The organism is Aeromonas sp. BIGb0445, from assembly GCF_024809075.1.
In the GTDB taxonomy this organism is placed as follows: domain Bacteria; phylum Pseudomonadota; class Gammaproteobacteria; order Enterobacterales; family Aeromonadaceae; genus Aeromonas; species Aeromonas rivuli.
The window spans coordinates 510,866-536,792 of record NZ_JANUES010000002.1; the positions used below are offsets into that span (position 1 = coordinate 510,866).

At 58.8% G+C, this 25,927-nt stretch carries 22 protein-coding genes; 18 read left to right on the forward strand and 4 right to left on the reverse strand.

What is annotated here, in order from left to right; genetic code table 11:
• The first annotated feature begins 78 nt into the window (after positions 1-78).
• The 5 genes from guaA (at position 79) to M2367_RS05970 (ending at position 5,402) form a co-directional block, all read left to right on the forward strand.
• Entirely contained in the window at positions 79-1,668 is a 1,590-nt protein-coding gene (guaA, locus tag M2367_RS05950) for a glutamine-hydrolyzing GMP synthase (protein ID WP_259236120.1), read from the forward strand.
• 374 nt (positions 1,669-2,042) lie between these two features.
• Positions 2,043-2,255, forward strand: a complete 213-nt coding sequence (locus M2367_RS05955) for a DUF6434 domain-containing protein (RefSeq protein ID WP_259236121.1) — start codon at positions 2,043-2,045, stop codon at positions 2,253-2,255.
• 199 nt (positions 2,256-2,454) lie between these two features.
• On the forward strand, positions 2,455-2,910 hold the full coding sequence (locus M2367_RS05960) for an ASCH domain-containing protein (protein ID WP_259236122.1): 456 nt from the start codon (positions 2,455-2,457) through the stop codon (positions 2,908-2,910).
• Between the two features lie 292 nt (positions 2,911-3,202).
• The gene (locus M2367_RS05965; RefSeq protein WP_259236123.1) at positions 3,203-4,549 is read left to right on the forward strand and encodes a leucine-rich repeat-containing protein kinase family protein; all 1,347 of its coding nucleotides are present in this window, start codon (positions 3,203-3,205) and stop codon (positions 4,547-4,549) included.
• A gap of 205 nt (positions 4,550-4,754) precedes the next feature.
• Positions 4,755-5,402: a thiopurine S-methyltransferase gene (locus M2367_RS05970; RefSeq protein ID WP_259236124.1), complete on the forward strand. Its 648-nt coding sequence runs from the start codon at positions 4,755-4,757 to the stop codon at positions 5,400-5,402.
• Positions 5,403-5,712: 310 nt separating this feature from the next.
• Here M2367_RS05970 and M2367_RS05975 read toward each other — a convergent pair whose 3' ends face one another.
• Entirely contained in the window at positions 5,713-8,487 is a 2,775-nt protein-coding gene (locus M2367_RS05975; RefSeq protein WP_259236125.1) for an insulinase family protein, read from the reverse strand.
• A gap of 162 nt (positions 8,488-8,649) precedes the next feature.
• Between M2367_RS05975 and sixA the strand changes: the two genes are divergently transcribed.
• The 3 genes from sixA (at position 8,650) to M2367_RS05990 (ending at position 10,571) form a co-directional block, all read left to right on the forward strand.
• Complete coding sequence (gene sixA, locus M2367_RS05980; protein WP_259236126.1) at positions 8,650-9,129, forward strand: phosphohistidine phosphatase SixA; 480 nt, start codon at positions 8,650-8,652, stop codon at positions 9,127-9,129.
• A gap of 117 nt (positions 9,130-9,246) precedes the next feature.
• Entirely contained in the window at positions 9,247-9,453 is a 207-nt protein-coding gene (locus M2367_RS05985) for a DUF1107 domain-containing protein (protein WP_042039812.1), read from the forward strand.
• Positions 9,454-9,668: 215 nt separating this feature from the next.
• The gene (locus M2367_RS05990; RefSeq protein WP_042039813.1) at positions 9,669-10,571 is read left to right on the forward strand and encodes a DMT family transporter; all 903 of its coding nucleotides are present in this window, start codon (positions 9,669-9,671) and stop codon (positions 10,569-10,571) included.
• A gap of 71 nt (positions 10,572-10,642) precedes the next feature.
• Here the strand turns inward: M2367_RS05990 and M2367_RS05995 are convergent, their stop codons facing one another.
• Positions 10,643-12,259: a peptide ABC transporter substrate-binding protein gene (locus tag M2367_RS05995; RefSeq protein WP_259236127.1), complete on the reverse strand. Its 1,617-nt coding sequence runs from the start codon at positions 12,257-12,259 to the stop codon at positions 10,643-10,645.
• A gap of 54 nt (positions 12,260-12,313) precedes the next feature.
• On the opposite strand from M2367_RS05995, the gene M2367_RS06000 reads away from it, so the two are divergent.
• Both M2367_RS06000 and fbp read left to right on the forward strand, forming a co-directional pair.
• A complete protein-coding gene (locus tag M2367_RS06000; protein WP_259236128.1) occupies positions 12,314-12,601 on the forward strand; it encodes a hypothetical protein in 288 nt (95 codons plus the stop codon).
• An 81-nt stretch (positions 12,602-12,682) separates the two neighbouring features.
• A complete protein-coding gene (gene fbp, locus M2367_RS06005) occupies positions 12,683-13,711 on the forward strand; it encodes a class 1 fructose-bisphosphatase (RefSeq protein ID WP_259236129.1) in 1,029 nt (342 codons plus the stop codon).
• A 67-nt stretch (positions 13,712-13,778) separates the two neighbouring features.
• Here the strand turns inward: fbp and M2367_RS06010 are convergent, their stop codons facing one another.
• Together M2367_RS06010 and M2367_RS06015 are read right to left on the reverse strand one after the other, a co-directional pair.
• The gene (locus tag M2367_RS06010) at positions 13,779-14,096 is read right to left on the reverse strand and encodes a DUF4377 domain-containing protein (protein ID WP_259236130.1); all 318 of its coding nucleotides are present in this window, start codon (positions 14,094-14,096) and stop codon (positions 13,779-13,781) included.
• Positions 14,097-14,196: 100 nt separating this feature from the next.
• Positions 14,197-15,483 carry a citrate synthase gene (locus tag M2367_RS06015; protein ID WP_224430441.1) on the reverse strand — a complete coding sequence of 429 codons (1,287 nt, stop codon included), beginning with the start codon at positions 15,481-15,483 and terminating at the stop codon, positions 14,197-14,199.
• Positions 15,484-15,917: 434 nt separating this feature from the next.
• Here M2367_RS06015 and sdhC point away from each other — a divergent pair, with 434 nt between their 5' ends.
• From sdhC to sucD, 8 genes are all read left to right on the forward strand, one after another.
• On the forward strand, positions 15,918-16,307 hold the full coding sequence (gene sdhC, locus M2367_RS06020; RefSeq protein ID WP_042039818.1) for a succinate dehydrogenase cytochrome b556 subunit: 390 nt from the start codon (positions 15,918-15,920) through the stop codon (positions 16,305-16,307).
• Positions 16,301-16,645 carry a succinate dehydrogenase, hydrophobic membrane anchor protein gene (sdhD, locus tag M2367_RS06025; protein ID WP_005896890.1) on the forward strand — a complete coding sequence of 115 codons (345 nt, stop codon included), beginning with the start codon at positions 16,301-16,303 and terminating at the stop codon, positions 16,643-16,645. The genes sdhC and sdhD overlap by 7 nt, the downstream gene beginning before the upstream one ends.
• A gap of 1 nt (position 16,646) precedes the next feature.
• A complete protein-coding gene (gene sdhA / locus M2367_RS06030) occupies positions 16,647-18,413 on the forward strand; it encodes a succinate dehydrogenase flavoprotein subunit (protein WP_042039819.1) in 1,767 nt (588 codons plus the stop codon).
• A gap of 248 nt (positions 18,414-18,661) precedes the next feature.
• Complete coding sequence (locus M2367_RS06035) at positions 18,662-19,378, forward strand: succinate dehydrogenase iron-sulfur subunit (protein WP_005896885.1); 717 nt, start codon at positions 18,662-18,664, stop codon at positions 19,376-19,378.
• 127 nt (positions 19,379-19,505) lie between these two features.
• Positions 19,506-22,316 (forward strand): 2-oxoglutarate dehydrogenase E1 component, encoded by a 2,811-nt coding sequence (sucA, locus tag M2367_RS06040; RefSeq protein ID WP_259236131.1) that lies wholly within the window; start codon positions 19,506-19,508, stop codon positions 22,314-22,316.
• 33 nt (positions 22,317-22,349) lie between these two features.
• A complete protein-coding gene (gene odhB, locus M2367_RS06045) occupies positions 22,350-23,534 on the forward strand; it encodes a 2-oxoglutarate dehydrogenase complex dihydrolipoyllysine-residue succinyltransferase (protein ID WP_259236132.1) in 1,185 nt (394 codons plus the stop codon).
• A gap of 92 nt (positions 23,535-23,626) precedes the next feature.
• Positions 23,627-24,793, forward strand: coding sequence for an ADP-forming succinate--CoA ligase subunit beta (gene sucC / locus M2367_RS06050; protein ID WP_042039825.1), 1,167 nt, complete (start codon positions 23,627-23,629; stop codon positions 24,791-24,793).
• Positions 24,793-25,665, forward strand: coding sequence for a succinate--CoA ligase subunit alpha (sucD, locus tag M2367_RS06055; RefSeq protein WP_042039826.1), 873 nt, complete (start codon positions 24,793-24,795; stop codon positions 25,663-25,665). Before sucC ends, sucD begins: the two co-directional genes overlap by 1 nt.
• The last annotated feature ends 262 nt before the right edge of the window (positions 25,666-25,927 follow it).

The following is a 25,927-nucleotide window of genomic DNA, read 5'->3' on the forward strand; positions in this document are numbered from 1 at the left end:
CGGGGCCTCGGCCCCGTTTCGCTACCATTTTTTATCCCCATGCTTTTTGTTACAACATCAGCCTGATGCAGGAATAAAATGACTAACAATATTCACGCCCACCGTATTCTGATCCTGGATTTCGGTTCTCAGTACACCCAGCTTATCGCCCGCCGTGTCCGTGAGATCGGTGTCTACTGCGAGCTGTGGGCCTGGGATGTCACCGAAGCGCAGATCCGCGAATTCAATCCCAACGGCATCATCCTCTCCGGCGGCCCTGAGTCCGTGACCGAGGCGGGCAGCCCCCGTGCCCCTGACTATGTCTTCAACGCCGGCGTGCCGGTGTTTGGTGTTTGCTACGGCATGCAGACCATGGCCGAACAGCTCGGTGGCAAGGTGCAATCCTCCACCGAGCGCGAATTTGGCTATGCCCAGGTCGAGGTGCTGGGTCAGTCTGGCCAGAGCAGCGCCCTGCTGCGCAACATCGAAGACGCCATCGCCCCCAACGGCCACGCCCTGCTGGACGTCTGGATGAGCCACGGCGACAAAGTCACCGAGATCCCGGCCGGTTTCACCACCATTGCCCAGACGGCGACCTGCCCCCATGCTGCCATGGCCGATGAGGCCAAGCGCTTCTATGGCGTCCAGTTCCACCCGGAAGTGACCCACACCCGTCAGGGTGCCCGTCTGCTCGAGCATTTCGTCAAAGACATCTGCGGTTGCCAATGCCTCTGGACCCCGGCCACCATCATCGATGACGCCGTGACCCGCATCCGCGAGCAGGTGGGTGAGGATGAAGTGATCCTGGGCCTGTCCGGCGGCGTCGACTCCTCGGTAGTGGCCATGCTGGTACACCGCGCCATCGGCGATCGCCTCACCTGTGTGTTCGTTGACAACGGCCTGCTGCGTTTGAACGAAGGCACCCAGGTGATGGAGATGTTCGGCGATCATTTTGGTCTCAAGATCATCAAGGTCGATGCCGAAGCGCGCTTCCTCGGGGCCCTCAAGGGCATTGACGAGCCGGAAGCCAAGCGCAAGGCCATCGGCCGCGTCTTCGTGGAAGTGTTCGACGACGAAGCCAAGAAGCTGAAAAACGCCAAATGGCTGGCCCAGGGCACCATCTATCCGGATGTGATCGAATCCGCCGCCAGCGCCACCGGCAAGGCCCACGTCATCAAGTCTCACCACAACGTCGGCGGTCTGCCGGCCGAGATGAAGATGGGTCTGGTCGAGCCGCTGCGCGAGCTGTTCAAGGACGAGGTACGCCGGGTCGGTCTGGAGCTGGGTCTGCCCTATGACATGCTCTACCGTCATCCGTTCCCGGGCCCGGGTCTGGGCGTGCGCGTGCTTGGCGAAGTGAAGAAAGAGTACTGCGAACTGCTGCGCAAAGCCGATGCCATCTTCATCGAAGAGCTGCGCAAGGCCGACCTCTACAACCAGGTCAGCCAGGCGTTTGCGGTGTTCCTGCCGGTGCGCTCCGTCGGCGTTATGGGCGATGGTCGCAAGTATGACTGGGTCATTGCCCTGCGCGCCGTCGAGACCATCGACTTCATGACCGCTCACTGGGCTCATCTGCCCTATGACTTCCTCGGTCTGGTGTCGAACCGCATCATCAACGAGATCAACGGCATCTCCCGCGTGGTGTACGACGTTTCCGGCAAGCCGCCCGCAACCATCGAATGGGAATAAGCGGCTAGCGCCTATCCCTGCCGATAACGCAAAACTGTCAAAAAGACGCCCTTGAGGCGTCTTTTCTTTTTTCAATCGTTTGCGAGAAAATTTGCCTCGGGCACAGGGGTTGGATGCCGAGTTGCCGACATCGTGAGTGCGTACCTGACTCGATCAGCGTAGCGCCATCGGACGTTCCCGCACATGGCGGCATGCATTGGTTTTCCAGTCAGAGGAGAGGGGAGGCACAGCCTGTCCATCGGGAGCCGTACCGGGAATGGAGCCAGATACCCGCTGCTTCGATGCCCAACCCTACAATCCACCGGACTTGCGCTAAAAAACGCGCAGTCCGATAATTTTGAACGTTATGCGGCATGGAGAGTCAGGAGCTAGGAATGAACAATTTCGACTGGCATAGTGATCAAATCACAATTAAAACTCCGGTGACCAATACCTACCGGAACACACAGAACGTACGCCGATTTTTAATAGATTCATGCGGTCCCGGTTTTAAATTTGACCGTGAATTTATGGCTTGGGTAAAGAATGGAAAGCCCAAGACAATGGGCGAGGTCGCGGCAGAGTGGCTACGCCGAAAGCAAAAGTAGCGAAAACGTCTGGTTGAGGTTCTCCGTAGTGGGCCAATGTGCCGCATAACCAGTCGTTCAACTGGACAGTCTGCAATGGAGCATTGCTTCGCAATTTTACGCCCACTGCAAACCGCTCCGCCGGCAGGCTGGCTCCGCTCTGCCGGTTCACTTGACGTTAAGCAGGTAAGACACTCTTATGCATCCATCAATAAAGCTCATGTGGGACGACTATCTTGCTCGCCAGCCCGCGCCTTCACGATCCTCTACCGATGCACCCGCAGCTTGGCATTTCTGCGACAACGAGACGGATGCCAATGAATGTGCTCAGCTAGTCTTGACCGGTAAAAAACGCGCAACATCACCATCATTGTGGTCATTTGAAAGCAGCGATGAGGCGTTGCCCCAGATTGGCGATCTGAATATCGTGACGGATTGGAACGGTAAGGCCGTATGCATTATTCGCACAATCAAAGTGCATATCTTGCCGCTCAATGAGATCACTGAGACTCATGCAAGCGTTGAAGGTGAGGGGGATGGCTCCCTCGACTGGTGGTACAAGGCTCACTGGGACTATTACCATCATGAACTCCAAGGAACTGGCTATGCGCCTCAGCCTGACATGCCTGTCGTCTTTCAAGAGTTTGAGTGCATATTCCCGGCAAGCGCAGCCTAACAATTCAAGTGAACAACGTGAATCGCACCGCTAATTTGGCTTCTTATACCTTGCCCAAAAGCCGCTCTGAAAACGGTGCAATGGGCTGCGCTTATTGCAGCCTAGGTGTTTCGTCAATCAAATGGGGTGGTGTTACTGATCGCCATGCCCCGTCACCAAGGCAACAAAAGGGGCGATCTGCGCCCCGAATTCTCTATAATGCCCTCCTTTAAGACCGCTGGACGCAGGTTCGGCGCGCTCTGAGGGCAACGTTGCGCCATCAGGCTGGGTCACCAATATTTGAGAAACGGCTATGTATACCCTGGAACAGCTGCGCGCGGGTGAGCTTGGCGGCGCCCGCCATCTGAAGCTTTGTGAAAACCTCGCGGTTTTCCCCCCCGAGATCCTCAGCCTCAAAGAGACCTTGGAGGTGCTGGATCTGACCGGCAACCAGCTGAGCGAACTGCCCGATGAGCTGGCAGAGTGCAAACGGCTTCGTATCCTCTTCTGCTCCGAGAACCGCTTTACCGAGTTGCCCGAGGTGTTGGGACGCTGCCCGTCGCTCACCATGGTGGGCTTCAAGGCCAACCGGATCGAAGTGGTATCCCCGAAATCACTGCCCACCACACTGCGCTGGCTTATTCTGACCGACAACGCCATTGAACGGCTTCCCGACACATTGGGTCAGTGCGCCGCCCTGCAAAAGCTGATGCTGGCGGGCAACCGGCTGCGTGAGCTGCCAGCGAGCCTTGGCAACTGCCGCCGTTTGGAGCTGCTGCGCATCGCCGCCAACCGGCTGGAGGCGTTTCCCGAGTGGTTGCTCGATTTGCCTCGCCTCGCCTGGCTGGCCTATGCAGGCAATCCCTTTGCCGATGAATGGGAGTGCCAGCTTGGCAACAGGGCAACCGCCGCCGAGATCCCCTGGCAGGCGTTGACGCTGGGGGAGCAACTGGGGCAGGGGGCATCTGGCGTTATCCACCGCGCAGAGCTTGATACGGATGAAGGAACGAAGGCAGTGGCGGTCAAGCTGTTCAAGGGGGCCGTGACCAGCGATGGCCTGCCTCGCTGCGAGATGGCGGTCTCCCTGGCCGCAGGCAGGCATCCCCATCTCATCGGGGTAACGGGCCGAGTCGGCAGTCACCCCTCCGGCATACCGGCGTTGGTGATGACACTGATAGACCCCGATTTTGTCAATCTGGCGGGGCCGCCTAGCCTGGACTCCTGCACCCGCGACGTCTACCCCGCAGGGTTGTCGCTCACCCCGGCCGCCCTGATCGCCATGGCGCAGGGCGTGGCTTCTGCCGCGCAGCACCTCCATGAAAGAGGGATCCTGCACGGGGATCTTTATGGTCACAACCTGTTGCACGGTCAGCAGGGGCGGGTGCTGCTCGGGGATTTTGGCGCCGCCTCTTGTTACGACAGAGAAAGCGGCGTGCTGGCTGCCCGGCTGGAGCGGATAGAGATCAGGGCCTTTGGTTGCCTGCTCGAGGAGCTGGTTGCCCGCAGCAACGTCGAGGCCGCCGTGCTGTTGCCACTTCAGCAATTGGTGCAAGCCTGCTTGGTTGATGAACTGGCGTTACGGCCCTCCTTTGCGCACGTCAGGGCGCAGATAGAGGCCGCTAGCCAGGCCGCAATGTTGAGTGCCCAGACGTATGCCTGATATCCATTGTGGCGGGTGCCATGGAAGCTCATGGGTGGATTGCCCAGCGCCTTCAGAGTGCGTCACTCACTGTCAAAAAACGCCTGCGGATGTTGTTTTATTTCGCAAGCGTCTTACTTGCAAAAAAGATCTGCACGGCCATGGCGCTTGCACCCGTTGCCCTAAGTGGTGATAGTAAAACGCTATCGAGAGAAGGAGAGAAGTGATGGAAGCCGCATTCTGGCACAAGCGTTGGGAAGAGAACCGGATCGGATTTCATCAGGCAGATGTGAATCCCTTCCTGCAAGATTGCTGGCAGGGCAGCCCCGAGCAGGGACCTGTGTTGGTGCCGCTCTGTGGCAAGTCTGCCGACATGGTCTGGCTTAGCCGTCAGGGCCATGCCGTGCATGGCTTCGAGTTGTCGGAGCTTGCCGTCAGCCAGTTCTTTGAGGAGCAGGGGCTTGGCGTCCAGCAAGATGTGCTGGGTCCTTACCGGCGCCATCTGAGTGGCGAGATAGCCCTTCATCAGGGTGACTTCTTCGCCGCGGCATCCTTGGGTCACCGCTATCGACTCGCCTATGACAGGGCGGCGCTCATCGCCTTGCCCACTGCCATGCGTCAGGATTACGCCGACTTGATGGCGCGCCTGATGGTGGCGGGGGGGGAGGTGCTGCTCATCACCCTGGAGTATCAACCCGAACAGCAGGAGCAACCTCCTTTCTCGGTGGGGGAGCTGGCGGTGCGCGCCCTGTTTGAAAGAACGTTCAGGGTCGAGGTGCTGGGTAGACGCAGTGAACAGGATCACCCCAGGGTCATGGCTGGTCAGCTCTCCTATTTTGATGAAGTGGCTTATCGACTGACCCGTCGTGGTTGAGTCATCTCTGCGAAGAGATGGCCGCGTTGTGATCTGGCAGGCAGATTGACGAGAAGAGGGGGCAAGGTCCTGGACCATGCCCCCTCTTTTTTAGCTCTTTTGATGTAGATCAACGGGGCAGTACAGGTTGTGAGTAAGATGATCCTGTTTCTCAATCACTGCTGGCAATGGCCCAGGCCGACTCGTCCCAGTGCCTGATTTTCACGCTCATGTTCACGTTTGGCGACCCAGGTCGTCTTTATGGTGGTATTTCCAGCCGACCCTCTTGGGTCGGCTTTTTCTTGGTCGGGCGTCCAGCGGCTCAGCGGGATCAGGCCTCGAAGGTCAGGGCATTGAGGCGAAAGGCGCTGGTATCGTCGATGAACTGGCCGGTGATGCGCTCGTCGTGCTCATGGCCCAGGCCATAGCTGCAGAGGATCAACCTGTCCGAGGTACGTGAGCGCAACTGGGTGATAAAGCGCACCAGATCGGCGCGGCTGAGGTTGCCCACCTCCTCGCAGACCTGTTCGCGCTGATCGAAGCCGAGATCCTTGTTGCCGATGCTGACCCAGAGGCGCTGGCCACGGCTGCGCAGGTTGGCATCGCGTTCGGACAGCTGGGCCTGCAGGCCGCGCTTGCTCTCTTGCCACTGCTGCTCGCTAAATTCGAGCATGGCCAGCGGGAAGAGATCGATGAACTCCTCCACCGCATCGAGCAGCACCTGGGGCCCGGCCACCGGCGACTGTATATAAAAGATGAGGCCGGGATGGCGATTGAGGGGCAGATTACCGGCCCCCACCACATAACCGAGTTGTTGGCGGGTGCGCAGCTCGTGGAAGAAGGTGGAGGACATGATGTGGTTGGCCAGGGTGAAACAGGCCAGATCCCGGGCGCGGGTAGTGCGGGACTGGTAGTAGACCAGCAGTGCCGAGTCTTCGTGTTCGCAACCATGCTCGCGAATGAGGGTGCCCCTGTCCTGAATGGAGATCAGGGGGCGGCGGGTCTCCGCGCTCGGCTGGCTATAAGGGGCGAGGTGGCGCTCGAGCAGAGCGGCCAGGGCCAGGGCTTCGCTCTCCTGCCAGTCGCCGTGTACCAGGGTCTCGACATGGACCTGGCTGAACAGCTGCTGCACGAAGGCTGGCATCTCATCGATCTCGACCTCGCGCAGGTGGCGCAATAGCTGCTCGAAGGGGGGATTGTTGGGCTGCAGTAAACTGGTGAGCTGGTTGAACAACTGATTGATGGGCCTGGTCTTGGCCTGATTCTCCCAGTTGCGGATGAGCTGCTGCTTGATGGCGGCAAAGCGCGCCGGATCCGGATAGCCCAGGGTGCGATTGGCGAGGATCATGTCGAGCAACAGCGCCTGCTTGTCGGAGAAACCACTCAGGGTGATGGTGAAGCCCCCTTGATGGGCATACATCTGGTAACCCAGCCCCGCCAGCTCGGCCGGGTAGGTGAGGGCGTTGAGGTGATCGCACAATAGCTCGACGGCGAGCCGCGCCATGGCAATGTGGCGCGGGCTCTTGACCGCATGCTCACTGTCGATGGCGATGTAGAGGTTGCCCTTGGGCACGCTGAACTGGTGCTCATGGAGGTGCCAAAGTCGAAAACCGGGCCTGTCGATGAGGCAGGTGGGCAAGTCGGTGGCCAGCGCTGGCACCCTGGCTTCCAGCCGAGTGGCGATGAAGGGATTGGGCTCGGGCAGGCACAGGGCGGCATCGGGTTCGCTCTGCTGCCAGCGGATCTTGTCCGCCTCCGGTATCTGGCTCACCTTGTAGGGGGTCTGATACCAGCGGGCGAGGCGGTCCGTGGCAAGCTCGGGGGCAATGAGGGTCATCCTCAGGTTATGAGGGGTCAGCTTGGCGAGCAGGCGGGCGATCAGCGTCTCGTCATACTCGCGCATCATGTAGTCGCCATGGAGCAAGTCTTGTGGCTGGTAGATGAAGAGATTGAGCACCAGCCCCGAGACGGTGTCTTGCGCCTTGCCGCGCTCCTGGAAGCGGAATGCCGATTCGAGCACCCGCTGTTTCTCCTCGTATCGCCAGGGGGCCAGCCCCTCTTGCTTGACGAGCTTGAGGTAGCCAAACAGCAGCGTGATGATGTCGTCCACATGCTCAACCCCCATGGGGGTCAGGCCGAAGTTGATGCCAAAGTCCTTGAAGTTGCTGCCGCTCACCCCGCCACCGGCGGCCAGCTGATTGACCCAGCCTTTCTCCTTGAGCAGGGAGAGCAGACTGCCATCCCCCTCGTAGCCGATGAGGTGACTCAGGAAGGTAAGCGGCTTCTTGTCGTAATAGGCATCGACCGGTGGCAGGGGGAACGTGAGGCTCAGGCGGCGGCTCTCCTTGACCGGGGTCTGTTCGATGCACAGTCCCAGATCCTCGAGTCGATAGAGGGGCACATCCACGGTCGGGATCCCCAGATTGCGATCCAGGATGGGGCCGAAGAAGTGTTCACACCAAGTTAATTGGTCAGGAATAGACTCGGGAGAGAGCATCACCAAAGCCATGCGATCCGCACTGTAGTGCTGTTCGTAGAACCCTATGAGGTCACTGTGCAAACTGCGCCCAGGCAGATCCGCCAGGGTGTCGAGATTGCCGACCGAGAACTTGGAGAAGGGGTGAGCCGGGTTGACCGTCTCCTTGTGCACCTGATAGCTGCGACGCACATCATCCATCAGCTTGAGCCGATATTCGGAGTCGACGGCGTTGCGCTCCTTATCGACCCATTCGGGTGCGAAGGTGGGGCAGATGAAAAACTGGGAAAAGCGCGCCAACCCTTGTTCGAAATAGTCATTGTCGATGTCGAAGAAGAAGTTGGTGAACTCGGTGCCGGTCCAGGCGTTGTTGCTGCCGCCGTGGCGACTCATGAACTGCTGGTATTCGCCCGGTTTGGGATAAGTACGAGTACCAAGAAACAGCATATGCTCGAGGAAATGGGCCATGCCCTGACGATCGCTCGGATCGTCGAAATGGCCGGTATTGACCGCCAGCGAGGCCGCCGATTTATCGGTCTCAGGGTCGCAAATGAGGAGTACCTTGAGCCGGTTGGCCAGCTCCAGATAGTGATATTGCCTGTGGTCATTCGGGCTGGCGTAGGGGCTCATCGGCGCTGACTCATGTTGGATTTATTTGAATTTAAAGATGATTATCGACCTCGGATAGAGGATGGGCAAACCCTTTTCTGAGAGGTAGCGCAATTGTTTCCCCATGCAGAGCGGGGTAAGATCCCCCCGCCGTTAAAACAGGCCCGACAGGGTGAGGTTGTAATGAAGATTTATATCATGCGTCATGGCCAGGCTGGCATGAATGCGAAAACCGATGAACAGCGTCCCCTGACTGAACAAGGGATTGCCGAGTCACTGCACATGGCACGCTGGCTGGCTCCTCAATTGGACGTGGGCCTCGGGTTGGTCATTCACAGCAACTACCTGCGGGCGCGTCAGACCTGGCAGGCAATCAGCCAGGTGCTGCCAACCCCGAGCAAGGTTGAGGAGAGTGGTGACATCACTCCTTACGGTGATCCCACCCTGGTGGCCAGCTATCTCACCGCCCTTGCCGAGCAGCATGACAGCATCCTCATGGTGAGCCATCTGCCTCTGGTGGGTTATCTGGTACAGATGCTGAGTCCGGCAGCAGGGGCGCCCATGTTTGCGACCTCGGGGCTGGCTTGTATCGAATGGAAAGAGGACAAAGGCAACTTGCTCTGGTTGTCAGGACCTCATACAATACCGCTCGAAACAATCTGATAACATTTGGTTTTTTCAGTGTGTGAGCTTGTTGTTCATGGATGAATATTCATTTTTCAGGGAACCGTTTCGCAGAAACTGCTGTCATACGGGTACAACTGCATAGAGGTTGCAACGATGAGAGTATTTAAAAAATACCTGCCGCTGATGGTGGCAAAGCACGTCAAGACTTTCTTCAAGGGGCGCATTTATATCCATGGCCGTGGCCGCTTCGACTTCCAGTCCGGGCTGTTAATGATGCCAAATCAGGCAGACTTGCCTCATCGTCAGACGGTGATCGAGGTCAATGCCATGATAGGTCGTCTGCACATGGACGCGGCTTGACAGTGTTGTCAGTCAGTTTTTGCGATGCGCAGCCCAGACCCTCCTCGGAGGGTCTGATTGTTTCCGCCTTGGCTCGCCAGGTTTGTCTGGACCGCACGGTCGCCATGATGGCCCGGTTGTATGAGTCCGGATCCCGCCACACCGGATGAAATAGCGCTTGCACCATGGGCAGGGCTTCCTAAAATGAGCGCCTGTTTAACTGGGTGTCACACATCATGCCTCCATTGGCGGTTCTCTTTCCCTTCTCCTGCATGGCCATCTGGGCCGGTAACGGTATCGTCAGCAAGCTGTCGGTAGGGTTGTTGTCGCCGGCGGCCATGGCCTGGTCCCGCTGGTTGGTGGCCGCCTTGATCCTGACCCCTTTTCTCGCTCGTTCCGCCTGGCGGCAACGAGCCCGGATCAAGGCCGGTTTTGGCAAGCTTGCCATGCTGGCACTGCTTGGCATGGTGCTCAACCAGACCTTTGGCTACTACGCGGCCCAGACTCTGGGGGCGACCGAGATTGGCCTGATGATGGGGTTGACGCCGCTGCTGACGGTCTTGCTCAGCGCCTGGGTGTTGCATGAACGACCCAGCTGGGGCGCCCTGCTCGGTGGTCTTATCTCCCTGCTCGGTCTGTTGGTGCTGTTGGGGCAGGGTAATCCCGCCCAACTGCTTCATCAGGGTGTTCAGGCCGGTTCCCTCTACATGTTGATGTCGGCGCTCACCTATGCCCTCTACAGTGTATTGCTCAAGCGCTGGCAGCTTGGACTGGATAGCTGGACCATGCTCTATGGCCAGGTGCTGTGCAGCTTGCTGTTCCTCACCCCCTTCTTCCTGTTAAGCGACGGCACCCTGCCCGATAGCCGTGCGCTCTGGCTCATCCTCTACGCAGGCATCCCCACCTCGGCCCTCTCCCCTTGGCTCTGGATGCAGGGTATCTCGCGCCTTGGTGCCAACCGCACGGCTATCTTCATGAACCTGTTACCCATCATGACGGCGCTATTGGCGGTCAGTCTGCTGGGGGAGACGCTCACCCCCTATCATCTGGTCGGTGGCAGCCTCACCCTGTTCGGGGTACTGGTTGCCCAGCTGATGGTCAAACCCATCGTCAGTCGCAAGGCCGCGCCCTTGCTCTAATCTGGCCCGGTAAAACAACAGCCCCGCAATGCGGGGCTGTGTCGTATCAGGGTCAACCCGGGGTTGAGCCGTTACTGGGCTACCAGGTACATGTCCTTCGAATAGACCAAGTCCTGCGGATTGTGGTAGGGGTAACCCTTCACAAAGGACTTGAGCAGACGGGACTTCACATAGAAGTAGACGGGGGCGATGGGAGCCTCCTGGTCGAGGATCACCTCGGCCTGCTGGTAGAGCTGGTTACGCTCGGCCGGATCTTGTGAATCATGGGCCTGGGCGAGCAGGGCATCATATTGTTTGTTGACCCATTTGCCGCTGTTGGCCGAACTGCTGGAGGTCATGATGTCGAGGAAGGTGGAGGCATCGTTGTAGTCGCCATTCCAGGAGTAGCGGCTCACGGTGAAGTCCCCCTCGTTGAGGGTCGACACCATGGTCTTCCACTCCATGTTGTTGAGCTCGGACTTGACGCCCAGGTTGTGCTTCCACATGGAGGAGATGGCCAGGGCTATCTTCTTGTGACCCTCGTTGGTGTTGTAGAGGATATCCACATTCAGGGGCTTGTCCGGGCCATAACCAGCCTCGGCCAGCAGCGTCTTGGCCTCCTTGATCCGCTCCTCCTTGCTCATCAGCTCGCTGGTCGACTTCTTGAGTTCGAAGCCGTCGACGATGGGCGGGGTGAAGCTGTAAGCGGAGATCTGCCCCTGGCCCAGGATCTTGCCGGTGATGGTGTCACGGTCGATGGCCAGAGAGAGCGCCTTGCGCACCCGGGGATCGTCAAAAGGTTTGCGCTGGGTGTTGAACACATAGTAATAGCTGGCCAGGATAGGCACGTTGAGCAGCTCATCCGGGGTCGACTTCTTCAAAATGGGATACTGCTCAAGGGGATAGCTGGTGTAGTGCAGGCTGCCAGCCCGATAGCGGTTATAGGCGGCGGTATCGGCCACTATCTCCAGATAGAGTACCTTGTTGAGCACCGTATTGGCGTTATCCCAGTAGTTGGGATTGCGCTCGGCGACCAGCCGTTCATTGGGTGTCCACTCCTTGAGCATGAAAGCGCCGTTGGAGACGATATTGCCCGGTTGGACCCACTCCTGGCCGTACTTGGCGATGGTCGCCTTGGGGGCCGGGAAGGTGGTGTAGTGGGAGAGGGTCTTGAGGAAGAAGGGCACCGGGGCCTTGAGGGTGATCTGCAAAGTATGCTCGTCGATGGCCTTGATCCCCAAGGTATCCGGACGCTGCTTGCCTGCCAGCACCTCGCTCGCGCCTGTCACCCCGGTCAGCTCGATGAACCAGGCATAGTTGGAGGCCGTCTTGGGATCCGCCGCCCGCTGCCAGCCATAGACATAATCCGCCGCCGTCACGGGTTCACCGTTGGACCACTTGGCATCGGGTCTGAGTTTGAAGGTATAGACGGTGCCGCTGGCATCCATGTCGTAGCCCAGGGCGCCAGCGGGTTTGAGCTTGCCATCCGCATCCACGGTATAGAGGCCTTCAAACAGGTCGTTGACGATTTCGCTACCGGAACTCTCCTCCACCAGTTGAGGGTCGATGGAGGCGGGTTCGGCGCCGATGTTGCGGACAAAGGTCTGCTGGTCAGGGGGGAGCAACTTGGTCCCAGAGGGAACCTGAGCCGCCAGGGCCGGCAGTGAGAACAGGGCGAGCACAGCCCCTGCAATGAGGGTCTTCTTCATTGAATATCCTTATGTTTTTTTATGCTTCCAAAGCGACCCCAGTGTGCGATATCCATGGTGAAAGCTCAAGGGGTGAGCCGATGCCGATGGCCTTCACATCCGGCGGACGGCGGCAAGTCGCCAGCCAGCCGGGCAGGGGAAGGCGCAGAGGCGGCCTGGGTGACGAAGAAGCGTCGTCATCAAGGGCTCGAGATGTATCACAGCGAATTAACTAGGGAATGCTGCCCTGAAATTAGTGATTTAAACGGGATTAAGCGCCATGTGATTGGCAGTTTTGAACATAATTTCAACGAGTTAATTCGCTGCAAAAACAAATTTTCAACGTTACATTGGGTTACATAACAACGATGCCGGGCTCGGCACTTTTTTTGTGCGGCCCTGCAAACGTTTTCAACGCCAACGGAAACGCTCAAAGGAAACATAATGAAGAACATGATCACCCTGGGTGAGTACATCGTCAAAAAACAGGCGGACTATCCGACCGCGACCGGCGAACTCAGCTCCTTGCTCAGCTCCATTCGCCTCGCAGCCAAGGTGGTCAACCGGGAGATCAACAAGGCGGGCCTGGCCGACATCATGGGGTCGGTCGGCGCCGAAAATGTGCAGGGTGAAGAGCAGCAGAAGCTGGATGTCTACGCCAACGAGCGCTTCAAGGCGGCCTTGGAAGCGAGGGGAGAGGTGTGTGGTATGGCGTCCGAGGAGGAGGAGGACTTCGTCGCCTTCGATTCGGCCCTCTCGGCGCACTCCAAATATGTGGTGCTGATCGACCCCCTGGATGGCTCCTCCAACATAGACGTCAATGTCTCGGTCGGCACCATCTTCTCCATCTACCGCCGGGTCAGCGAGCCAGGCACGCCAGTGCATCTGAATGACTTCCTGCAACCGGGCCATCAACAGGTTGCAGCTGGCTATGTGGTCTATGGCTCCTCCACCATGTTGGTCTATACCACGGGGTTCGGGGTCAACGGCTTTACCTATGATCCCTCCATCGGCTGCTTCTGCCTCTCCCACGAGAACATGCGCGTCCCTCAAGAGGGCAAGATCTACTCCATCAACGAGGGTAACTACATCAAGTTCCCGGACGGCGTGAAGAAGTACCTCAAGTATTGTCAGGAGCTGGACGAGGCAACCCACAGACCCTATACCGCCCGCTATATCGGATCCTTGGTATCGGACTTTCACCGCAACCTGCTCAAGGGTGGCATTTACATCTATCCGTCCGGCACCAACTCACCCAACGGCAAACTGCGTCTGCTCTATGAGTGCAACCCGCTCGCCTTCCTGGTGGAGCAGGCCGGCGGCAAGGCCTCTGACGGTTTCCGTCGCATCATGGACATACAACCGACCGCCCTGCATCAGCGTACCCCTTACTTCGTGGGCTCGACCCGCATGGTCGAGCGGGCCGAAGCCTTCATGGCTGAGTTCTCCGCCCACGAAGAGAGCAAGAGCTGAGTCAGATAACCTGGATGTCAGCATGAAAAAAGGCCGCGGAAGCGGCCTTTTTTATGCACGATGAGGCTCAATCAGCCGCTTGCTTGCTCACCATCTGCAACAGCTCGTAGCGGATGTTGGGGGCATCGGCGGGGGGATTATCGACCTTGAACTTGGCAATCTTCAGCTCGTACAGATAGCCGGGCTCGAAGGTAAAGCCTTGAATATGGCTGTAAAACAGCGTCCAGTCCTGATCCTTGCTCTCTTTGACCTGCATGCACTGCATGGGGGCGACTCCGGTGCAGGGCACCAGGGCGGCATTGACGAAGAGGGCCTCACCCTGAGGGGCAGGGGCCTGTTGGCAACCGGTCAGGATCAGGGCGGCGGCGAGAACGGGGAATTTCATGGGATAGGGCCTCGTTGACAAATTCAAGCGAGGATTAAAACGCGAAAAAAAAAGGCGGTCAATGACCGCCTTGTTGATCACCCGATGTGGATTGCGCTGATCAGCGCTGCTCCAGAGGAGTGAATTCGCGCTCGGACGCGCCGACATAGAGCTGACGCGGGCGGCCAATCTTCTGATCCGGATCAGACAGCATCTCGTTCCAGTGGGCAATCCAGCCGATGGTACGGGACATGGCGAAGATCACGGTGAACATGGTGATCGGGATGCCGATGGCCTTCATGATGATACCGGAGTAGAAGTCCACGTTCGGGTAGAGCTTCTTCTCGATGAAGTAGGGGTCGGACAGCGCAATGCGTTCCAGCTCCATGGCCACGGCCAGCAGCGGATCCTTGATCTGCAGCTCTTCGAGTACCTCGTGGCAGGTCTGACGCATGACCTGGGCACGGGGATCGTGGTTCTTGTAGACCCGATGACCAAAGCCCATGAGGCGGAAAGGATCGTTCTTGTCCTTGGCCTTCTCGATGAACTCGGGGATGCGATCCACGGAGCCAATCTCTTCGAGCATCTTGAGACAGGCTTCGTTGGCACCACCGTGGGCCGGACCCCACAGGGAGGCGATCCCGGCGGAGATACAGGCGAAGGGGTTGGCGCCAGAGGAGCCCGCCAGTCGCACGGTAGAGGTGGAGGCGTTCTGCTCGTGATCCGCATGCAGGGTAAAGATGCGATCCATGGCGCGCTCGACGATGGGGTTGACCTTGTACTCTTCGGTCGGCACCCCAAACATCATATGCAGGAAGTTGCCCGCATAGGAGAGGCCGTTGCGCGGATGCATGAAGGGCTGGCCGACCGAGTATTTGTAACTCATGGCAGCCAGGGTCGGCATCTTGGAGAGCAGGCGGAAGGCGCAGATCTCGCGGTGCTGTTCGTTGTTGATGTCCAGTGCGTCATGATAGAAGGCGGACAGGGCACCGACCACACCACACATGATGGCCATGGGGTGGGCATCACGGCGGAAACCGCGGAAGAAGTAAACGATCTGTTCATGGACCATGGTATGGCGCATGACCATGCGTTCGAACTCGGCATACTGGGCCTTGGTCGGCGCTTCGCCGTAGAGCAGTATGTAGCAGACTTCCAGATAGCTAGCTTGGGTGGCCAACTGGGCAATGGGGTAACCACGGTGCAGCAAGACACCCTGATCGCCATCGATGTAAGTAATGGAGGATTTACAAGAACCTGTGGCCATAAAGCCGGGGTCGAAGGTGAAATAGCCCTGAGCGCCCAATTTTCTGACGTCAATCACATCGGGTCCCAAGGTTCCGGACAGGATCGGCAGTTCGACCGGCTCTTTTCCGGGTAAGTGTAGGGTGGCTATTTTATCAGCCATAGCACGTCTCCTTTGCTCTTTTATAATTAGTTCCAGTCGTACTCTATTACGAGATTGATGACTCAGGCAAAAGGGTTTCTCACCCTTTTCTTCCCCGGGGGGCGGCTGGAGCGCCTTATTTGAACCAGAGATCCCACTCCTTGTCAATTTTGCTGAATGATCATTAATGCCTTGTTAAACAGGATGTGAGATCTGGTTTACGGTTTTGGGTTTTCTTTGTAGCTATTTGATTGTCATTGGTTAAGCCCGCCGATATACTGCGCCTCGTGGGTGATGGCTGTCGGTGTTTGAAACGCTTTCGCAAAGCCAGATGTGATAATGAAAATGTTATTTTTGGCTTTTCCGAGTTGTTTTGGTAACAAAAACCTAACAAATGCCACTCCGTGCCCTCAATAGTTTGTGAAAACAATAACTAACGTGCTCAATGGAGCTGAGTGGGCAAAGCCGTGAAAAATAAACAGAGACCTGTAAACCTCGACCTACAGACTATCAGCTTTCCTGTCACCGCCATCGCTTCCATCTTGCATCGTGTCTCAGGGGTGATCACCTTTGTGGCGCTTTCCATCTTGCTGTGGATGCTTGGTACTTCCCTTTCCTCTCCCGAGGGTTTTGACACAGTGATGTCCATCCTGGACAACATCCTGGTCAAACTCGTGTTCTGGGGGATCCTGACGGCACTCGCCTACCACATCGTGCTTGGTATACGTCACCTGATCATGGATATGGGCTATTGGGAAGAGTTGGAATCCGGCTCACAGAGCGCCCGTGTGGCCTTCGTGATCACCGGCGTTTTGGCGGTATTGGCGGGAGTACTGGTATGGTAACCAATTCTGCAACCTTCGGGCGCAGCGGCGTTCACGATTACATCCTGATCCGCGCCACCGCTCTCATCATGACGTTTTACACCCTCTATCTGGTGGGATTCGTCGCCTTCAACGACATCACCTATGACGTTTGGGTCGGCTTCTTCGCCAGTACCTTCACCAAGGTGTTCACCCTGTTGGCCCTGTTCTCTGTGCTGATCCATGCCTGGATCGGTCTGTGGCAGGTGCTGACCGACTATATCAAGCCGGTAGGTCTGCGGGGCGCGCTGCAATTTGCCCTGGTAGTGGTCTTGTTTGTCTATCTGATGACGGCGTTCGTCGTGCTGTGGGGTGTATAAGGTGACTATTCCAACTCGTGAATTTGATGCCGTGGTGATTGGCGCCGGTGGCGCTGGCATGCGCGCCGCGCTGCAAATCGCCCAATCTGGCAAGAGCTGTGCCTTGCTGTCCAAGGTGTTCCCGACTCGCTCTCATACCGTATCCGCCCAGGGCGGTATCACGGTTGCGCTGGGCAACGCCCATGACGACAACTGGCAGTGGCACATGTATGACACGGTCAAAGGTTCCGATTACATCGGTGATCAGGAAGCCATCGAATACATGTGCAAGACGGGCCCGGAAGCTGTCTACGAGCTGGAGAACATGGGCTTGCCCTTCTCCCGCTTCGACAACGGCCGTGTCTATCAACGCCCCTTCGGTGGCCAGTCCAAGAATTTCGGTGGTGAGCAGGCCGCCCGTACTGCTGCTGCGGCAGACCGTACCGGTCACGCCCTGCTGCACACCCTCTATCAACAGAACGTGAAGAGCAAGACCACCGTCTTCTCCGAGTGGTATGCCCTGGACTTGGTCAAGAACCAGGACGGCCACATCGTTGGCTGCACCGCCATCGACATGGAGAGCGGCGAAGTCGTCTACTTCAAGGCCAAGGCCACCGTGCTCGCCACTGGCGGTGCCGGTCGCATCTACCAGTCCACCACCAATGCTCACATCAACACCGGTGACGGTGTCGGCATGGCGCTGCGCGCCGGGGTCGGTGTACAGGACATGGAGTTCTGGCAGTTCCACCCCACCGGTATCGCCGGGGCAGGGGTGCTGGTCACCGAAGGGTGCCGCGGTGAAGGCGGTTACCTGCTCAACAAAGACGGTGAGCGCTTCATGGAGCGTTATGCCCCCAACGCCAAAGACCTGGCCGGTCGTGACGTGGTGGCCCGTTCCATCATGATCGAGATCCGTGAAGGCCGTGGCTGCGATGGCCCCTGGGGTCCGCACGTCAAGCTCAAGCTGGATCACCTCGGCAAAGAGGTGCTCGAATCTCGTCTGCCAGGCATCTGCGAGCTGTCGCGTACCTTCGCCCACGTGGATCCGGTCGTCGAGCCTGTCCCTGTCATCCCGACCTGCCACTACATGATGGGCGGCGTGCCGACCAGCGTGAATGGTCAGTGTCTGAGTCAGGACAAGGACGGCAATGACGTGCCCGTGGTCGGTCTGTTCGCCGTGGGTGAAATCGCCTGCGTCTCCGTACACGGTGCCAACCGTCTGGGCGGCAACTCCCTGCTGGATCTCATCGTGTTCGGCCGCGCAGCCGGTATTCACCTGGTCAATACCCTGGGCGACATGGAGCATGGCCGCGAGGCGTCAGAAGCCGATCTAGAGGCTGCCTTGACCCGCTTCAATCGTTGGGAAGCCAACCGTGATGGCGAAGATCCCGCCCAGATCCGCAAGGACCTGCAGGACTGCATGCAGCGCAACTTCTCGGTGTTCCGCGAAGGGGATGCCATGGCAGAAGGGCTGGCCGAGCTGAAGCGCATCCGCGAGCGTCTCAAAAATGCCCGTCTGGATGACACCTCCAAGGAGTTCAACACCCAGCGCATCGAATGTCTGGAGCTGGACAACCTGATGGAGACGGCGTTTGCCACTGCGGTTGCGGCTAACTTCCGTACCGAGAGCCGGGGCGCCCACAGCCGCTTCGACTTCCCGGAGCGTGACGATGAGGGTTGGCTGTGCCACAGCCTCTACCATCCGGACACTGAGTCCATGACCCGTCGCGCGGTCAATATGTCTCCGAAAACTCGCGAGGCATTCCCACCCAAGGTGCGGACTTACTGATTGCGGAGCCAGGCCTGGCCGGTCTGTGAAGAGATGGGAGGCATTCCCATCTCTCATCGAAGCCGTGGGCCTGCTGATTGCGGAGCCATGCCTGGCCGGACTGTGAAGAGGTGGGAGGCATTCCCAGCCCTCATCGGAGCCGTGGACCTGCTGATTGCGGAACCACGCCTGGCCGGTCTGTGAAGAGGTGGGAGGCATTCCCATCGCTCATCGAAGGCGTGGACATATTGATTGCGGAGCAAAGCACAATGAACGTCACATTCTCGGTATATCGCTATAACCCGGACGTTGATAACGCCCCCCATATGAAGGATTATCGTCTTGATATTCCTGAAGGTTCCGACATGATGGTGCTCGATGCACTGATCCAGTTGAAAGAGCTGGATCCCACCTTGTCCTTCCGCCGCTCTTGCCGCGAAGGGGTCTGTGGATCGGACGGCATCAACATGAATGGCAAGAACGGTCTTGCCTGTATCACCCCGCTGTCGGATCTGCTGAAGAAGGGTAGCAAGGTGGTGATCCGCCCCTTGCCAGGCCTGCCGGTGATCCGGGATCTGGTGATAGACATGACCCAGTTCTACACCCAGTGGGAGAAGGTGAAACCCTTCCTCATCAATGAAGATAAATTGCCGCCCGTGCGTGAGCACCTGCAATCCCCTGAAGAGCGTGCCAAGCTCGACGGCCTGTACGAATGCATCCTCTGTGCCTGCTGCTCGACCTCTTGCCCCTCCTTCTGGTGGAACCCGGATAAGTTCATCGGCCCCGCTGGCCTGCTCGCCGCCTACCGCTGGTTGGCCGACAGCCGCGACAGTGCAGCGACCGAGCGTCTGGGCAATCTGGATGATGCCTTCAGCGTCTTCCGTTGCCACGGCATCATGAACTGCGTGAGCGTTTGTCCCAAGGGCTTGAACCCGACCAAGGCCATCGGTCACATCAAGTCGATGTTGCTTAATCGGGCTGTGTAATAAGCCAGGGCCCCGCCGCAAGGGCAGGGGCCCGACCTCTGGATGGCCACTCAACCCCTGGAAGGGTGGCTGTTTGACCCCTACAAAAACTGCCAAGCGGCAGTGACAAGAAGTACAAGGGATAGACATGCATAACGGCGTGATGAAGGCCTGGTTGGAGTCATCTCACCTGGCTGGTGCGAATGCAAGCTATATAGAGGATTTGTACGAATCCTTCCTGGACGATCCCGAATCCGTCGCCGACGAGTGGCGCAGCATTTTTGCTTCGCTGCCCCAAGTCAATGGTCACGCGGTCGAACAACCCCACTCTCAGGTCCGCGATTATTTCCGTCGTCTGGCCAAGGACCCCTCCCGTTTCAGTGCCGCCGTGTCCGATCCGCAAGTGGATGCCAAACAGGTGCGGGTACTGCAACTGATCAATGCCTTCCGTTTCCGTGGTCACCAGAATGCCAAGCTGGATCCCCTCGGTCTCTGGGCCCGGGAAACCGTTGCCGAACTCGATCCGGCTTTCCATAACCTGCAGGGCGCAGACATGGGGGCCACCTTCAATGTGGGTTCCTACGCCATCGGTCGCGAGACCATGGTGCTCTCCGATCTCGTCGCCTCGCTCAAGAAGACCTATTGCGGCTCCATCGGCGCCGACTATATGCACCTCACCTCCACCGAAGAGAAGCGTTGGCTGCAAGACCGCCTCGAATCCATCGAAGGGAAGGGCAGCTATAGCCTGGAAGAGAAGACCCGCATCCTCGAGAACTTGACCGCCGCCGAAGGGCTGGAAAAATACCTGGGTGCCAAGTTCCCCGGCGCCAAGCGTTTCTCCCTGGAAGGGGGCGATGCCATGGTACCCATGCTCAAGGAGCTGATCCGTCGCGCCGGTGAGCAGGGTTGCAAGGAAGCCGTCATCGGCATGGCCCACCGTGGCCGCCTCAACGTGCTGATCAACGTGCTCGGCAAGCGTGCTCAGGAGCTGTTTGACGAGTTCGCCGGCAAGCATGGCGAGTCCTGGGGCACCGGGGATGTGAAGTACCACATGGGCTTCTCCTCCGATTTCGCGACCCCGGGCGGCAACGTCCACCTGGCGCTGGCCTTCAACCCTTCTCACCTCGAAATCGTCAACCCTGTGGTCATCGGCTCCGTCCGTGCCCGCATGGACAGACGGGGTGACAAGGATGGCGCAAGCGTCTTGCCCATCACCATCCACGGTGACTCGGCCATCGCCGGGCAAGGGGTGGTGGCGGAAACCTTCAACATGTCCCAGACCCGTGCCTATGGTGTCGGCGGGACAGTGCGCATCGTCATCAACAACCAGGTGGGTTTCACCACCTCCAACATGCGTGACGTGCGCTCCACCGAATATTGCACCGACATCGCCAAGGCCGTTCAGGCCCCGGTGCTGCACGTCAACGGTGACGATCCGGAAGCCGTGGTGTTGGTCACCCAGATTGCCCTGGATTACCGCAACACCTTCAAGCGCGACGTGGTGATCGAGCTGGTCTGCTACCGTCGTCACGGTCACAACGAGGCCGATGAGCCGAGTGCGACTCAGCCCTTGATGTACCAGAAGATCAAGCAGCATCCGACCCCGCGCAAGATCTACGCCGATCAGCTGGTTGCCGAAGGCATCGTCAGTCAGGAACTGGCGACCGCTCAGGTCAACGAGTACCGCGATGCCCTGGACAAGGGGGAGCGGGTGGTCAAAGAGTGGCGCCCCATGGAGCTGCACTCCGTCGACTGGTCCCCGTATCTGGGTCACGACTGGGCCATGCCCTATGACGCCGGTCTGCCCCTCGACGAACTCAAATCCTTGGGTGAGCGGGTCAGCCAGTACCCGGTGGCGCATCAGTTGCAGCGTCAGGTCGAGAAGATTTATGAAGACAGACGCACCATGGCCGCCGGCGACAAGCTGCTGGACTGGGGTTTCGCCGAGACCCTGGCCTACGCCAGCCTGGTCGACAAGGGTTCCCGTATCCGCATCACCGGGCAGGACTCCGGCCGTGGCACCTTCTTCCACCGCCATGCGGTACTGCACAACCAGAAAGATGCCAGCACCTATACCCCGCTGTGCAACATCAGTGATGAACAGGGTCCGTTCGAGGTGTACGACTCTGTACTCTCCGAAGAGGCTGTGCTGGCGTTCGAGTACGGTTACGCCACCACTGAGCCGACCGGTCTGACCATCTGGGAAGCGCAGTTTGGCGACTTTGCCAACGGTGCCCAGGTGGTGATCGATCAGTTCCTCTCCTCCGGCGAGCAGAAGTGGGGCCGGATGTGTGGCCTGACCATGCTGCTGCCCCACGGCTACGAGGGCCAAGGCCCGGAGCACTCCTCCGCCCGTCTGGAGCGCTACTTGCAGATGTGTGCCGAGCACAACATGCAGGTCTGTGTGCCCTCCAACCCGGCCCAGGTCTATCACATGCTGCGTCGCCAGGTGATCCGTCCCATGCGTCGTCCGCTGATCGTGATGTCGCCCAAGTCCCTGCTGCGCCACCCGCTGGCGGTCAGCAAGCTCGAAGAGCTGGCAGAGGGGACCTTCCAGAATGCCATCGGCGAGATCGATGCCCTGGATCCGAAAGGGGTCAAACGGGTGGTGTTCTGCTCCGGCAAGGTCTACTACGACCTGCTCGATGCCCGTCGCAAGGCCGAGCAGCAAGACGTGGCCCTGGTGCGCATCGAACAGCTCTATCCCTTCCCGGAAGCGGAAGTGCGCGCCATCCTCGCCGATTACGCCCACGTCACCGATTTTGTCTGGTGCCAAGAAGAGCCGCAGAACCAGGGCGCCTGGTACAGCACCCGTCATCACTACGATGGCGTGCTGCAAGCCGGTGCTACCCTGCGTTACGCCGGTCGTCCGGCCTCCGCCTCACCCGCGGTCGGTTACATGTCTGTCCACGCCAAGCAGCAGAAAGCCTTGGTGGAAGATGCCCTTACTCTGGCCTAAGCCCTGAACAAGAAGTAACAAGGAACTGATTACATGACTATCGAGATCAAGGTACCGGACCTGCCGGAATCAGTGGCCGACGCCACCATCGCCACCTGGCACAAGCGCCCAGGGGATCTGGTTGCCCGTGATGAAGTACTGGTCGACATCGAGACCGACAAGGTTGTCCTGGAAGTCCCGGCGCCGGAAGCCGGTATTCTCGGTGACATCCTGCAGGCCGAAGGGGCGACCGTGCTCTCCCGCCAGCTGATCGCCATGCTCAAGGCCGCCCCCGTGGCGGGCGAAGAGACCAAAGAGAAGCCGGTCGAGGCCTCGGCCGATGCCGCGGGCGACGATCTGAGCCCCTCGGTGCGCCGTCTGGTGGCCGAACATGCCATCGACGTCGCCAAACTCAGCGGCACCGGCAAGGGTGGTCGCATCACCAAGGAAGACGTGGAAGCCTTTATCAAGGGCGGTAACAAGCCTGCTGCCGCACCGGTGGCTGCTGCCCCGCTCGCCGCGGTGGCACCGCTGGCTGCGCGCACCGAGAAGCGTGTGCCCATGACCCGCCTGCGCAAGCGCATCGCCGAGCGTCTGCTGGAGGCCAAGAACACCACCGCCATGCTGACCACCTTCAACGAGATCAACATGGCGCCGATCATGAAGCTGCGTAAGCAGTACGGCGAGATCTTCGAGAAGAAACACGGCATCAAGCTGGGCTTCATGTCCTTCTACGTCAAGGCCGTGGTCGAATCCCTCAAGCGCTACCCGGAAGTGAATGCGGCGCTCGACGGTGATGACGTCGTCTATCACAACTACTTCGATGTCAGCATCGCCGTCTCCACCCCCCGTGGCCTGGTGACGCCGGTACTGCGCGATTGCGACAGCATGAGCCTGGCCGACATCGAAAAAGCCATCAAGGAGCTGGCCGGCAAGGGCCGCGACGGCAAACTGACCGTCGATGAGCTGACCGGTGGCAACTTCACCATCACCAACGGTGGTGTGTTCGGTTCCCTGATGTCCACGCCGATCATCAACCCGCCGCAAAGCGCCATCCTGGGGATGCACAAGATCCAGGATCGCCCGATGGCGGTAAACGGCCAGGTGGAAATCCTGCCGATGATGTACCTGGCCCTCTCCTACGATCACCGTATCGTCGACGGTCGTGAGTCGGTGGGCTTCCTGGTCTCCATCAAGGAGTTGCTGGAAGATCCGACCCGTCTGCTGCTGGACGTCTGATCACACAAGAATATAGGGGCCTGTCCGGGCCCCTATCGCAGGGGCATTGAGAAACACCCCAACGGATATAACGACAACACGGATAGAACATCATGAATTTGCATGAATATCAGGCAAAACAGCTGTTTGCCAAATATGGCCTGCCGGTCTCCGAAGGTTATGCCTGCGCTACCCCGCAAGAAGCGGCGGAAGCTGCCGACAAGATTGGCGGCAACATGTGGGTCGTCAAGTGCCAGGTGCACGCCGGTGGCCGCGGTAAAGCGGGCGGCGTGAAACTGGCCAAGAGCAAGGATGAGATCCGTGCCTTTGCCCAACACTGGCTCGGCAAGAATCTGGTCACTTACCAGACTGATGCCAATGGTCAGCCGGTCACCAAGATCCTGGTGGAATCCTGCACCGACATCGCCAAGGAGCTCTACCTGGGCGCCGTGGTCGATCGCAGCAGCCGCCGCGTGGTGTTCATGGCCTCTACCGAAGGTGGCGTGGATATCGAGAAGATTGCCCACGAGACCCCTGAGCTCATTCACAAGGCGGCCATCGACCCCCTGGTAGGCCCGCAGGCTTATCAGGCCCGCGAACTGGCCTTCAAACTGGGCCTCAACGGCGAGCAGATCAAACAGTTCACCAAGATCTTCATGGGTCTGGGCAAGATGTTCCAGGATTGCGACTTCGCGCTGCTGGAGATCAACCCGCTGGTGATCACCGACAAGGGCAACCTCCATTGCCTGGATGGCAAGATCAACATCGACGCCAACGCCATGTACCGTCAGCCCAAGCTGCGCGAGATGCACGATCCCTCCCAGGATGACCCCCGCGAGGCGCACGCCGCCCAGTGGGAGCTGAACTATGTGGCGCTGGATGGCAACATCGGCTGCATGGTCAACGGCGCGGGTCTGGCCATGGGTACCATGGACATCGTCAACCTGCACGGCGGTTCCCCGGCCAACTTCCTGGATGTCGGCGGTGGCGCCACCAAGGAGCGCGTGACCGAGGCCTTCAAGATCATTTTGTCTGACAGCAAGGTGCAAGCCGTACTGGTCAATATCTTCGGCGGCATAGTGCGCTGCGACATGATTGCCGAAGGCATCATAGGCGCGGTCAAGGAAGTGGGCGTCAAGGTGCCCGTCGTGGTGCGTCTGGAAGGCAACAATGCCGAACTGGGTGCCCAGAAACTGGCCGAAAGCGGCCTCAACATCATCGCCGCCAAGAGTCTGACTGACGCAGCGCAGCAAGTGGTTAAAGCAGCGGAGGCCAAATAATGAGCGTTCTGATCAACAAAGATACCAAGGTCATCTGCCAGGGCTTCACCGGCGGCCAGGGTACTTTCCACTCCGAACAGGCGATTGCCTACGGCACCCAGATGGTCGGCGGCGTGTCGCCAGGCAAGGGTGGCACCATTCACCTGGGCCTGCCGGTATTCAACACTGTGCGTGATGCCGTGGAAGCCACTGGCGCCACAGCCTCCGTCATCTATGTCCCGGCTCCGTTCTGCAAAGACGCCATCCTGGAAGCGATCGATGCCGGCATCAAACTCATCGTCACCATCACCGAAGGCATCCCGACCCTGGACATGCTGGACGTCAAGGTGAAGCTGCAGGAAACCGGCGTGCGCATGATAGGTCCGAACTGCCCGGGGGTGATCACCCCGGGTGAGTGCAAGATCGGCATCATGCCGGGTCACATCCACAAGCCGGGCAAAGTCGGTATCGTGTCGCGCTCCGGCACCCTGACCTACGAAGCGGTCAAGCAGACCACGGACGAAGGCTTCGGCCAGTCCACCTGCGTCGGTATCGGTGGCGACCCTATCCCGGGCTCCAACTTCATCGACATCCTGGAGATGTTCCAGAACGATCCGCAGACCGAAGCCATCGTGATGATCGGCGAGATCGGCGGCAGTGCCGAAGAAGAGGCCGCTGCCTACATCAAGGCCAATGTCACCAAGCCGGTCGTCTCCTACATCGCAGGCGTCACCGCGCCTCCTGGCAAGCGTATGGGCCATGCTGGCGCCATCATCGCCGGCGGTAAAGGCACGGCAGCAGAGAAATTTGCCGCCCTGGAAGATGCCGGTGTCAAAACCGTGCGCTCCCTGGCCGACATCGGCAAGGCCCTGCGCGAAGTAACCGGCTGGTAATTCCTGTCAGCCCGTTATCTCTGATAAAAATGCCGACCCTAGGGTCGGCATTTTTTATGGCGCTTAATAGGTATGGTGATGGTATTCACCTGACAGTTGCCCTCAAAGGGGAGTGGTCATACGGCTTCAAACCGGATGACAAAATAATGTCCGTGATAATTCGACCACTACAACCCTTCACCTTGAATAATCGGGCCAAAAGGGGTATAACCACGCGCTTTCCTGGTCTATTTAGCGAGCCCCCTTCCATGCAGCAAGTCGA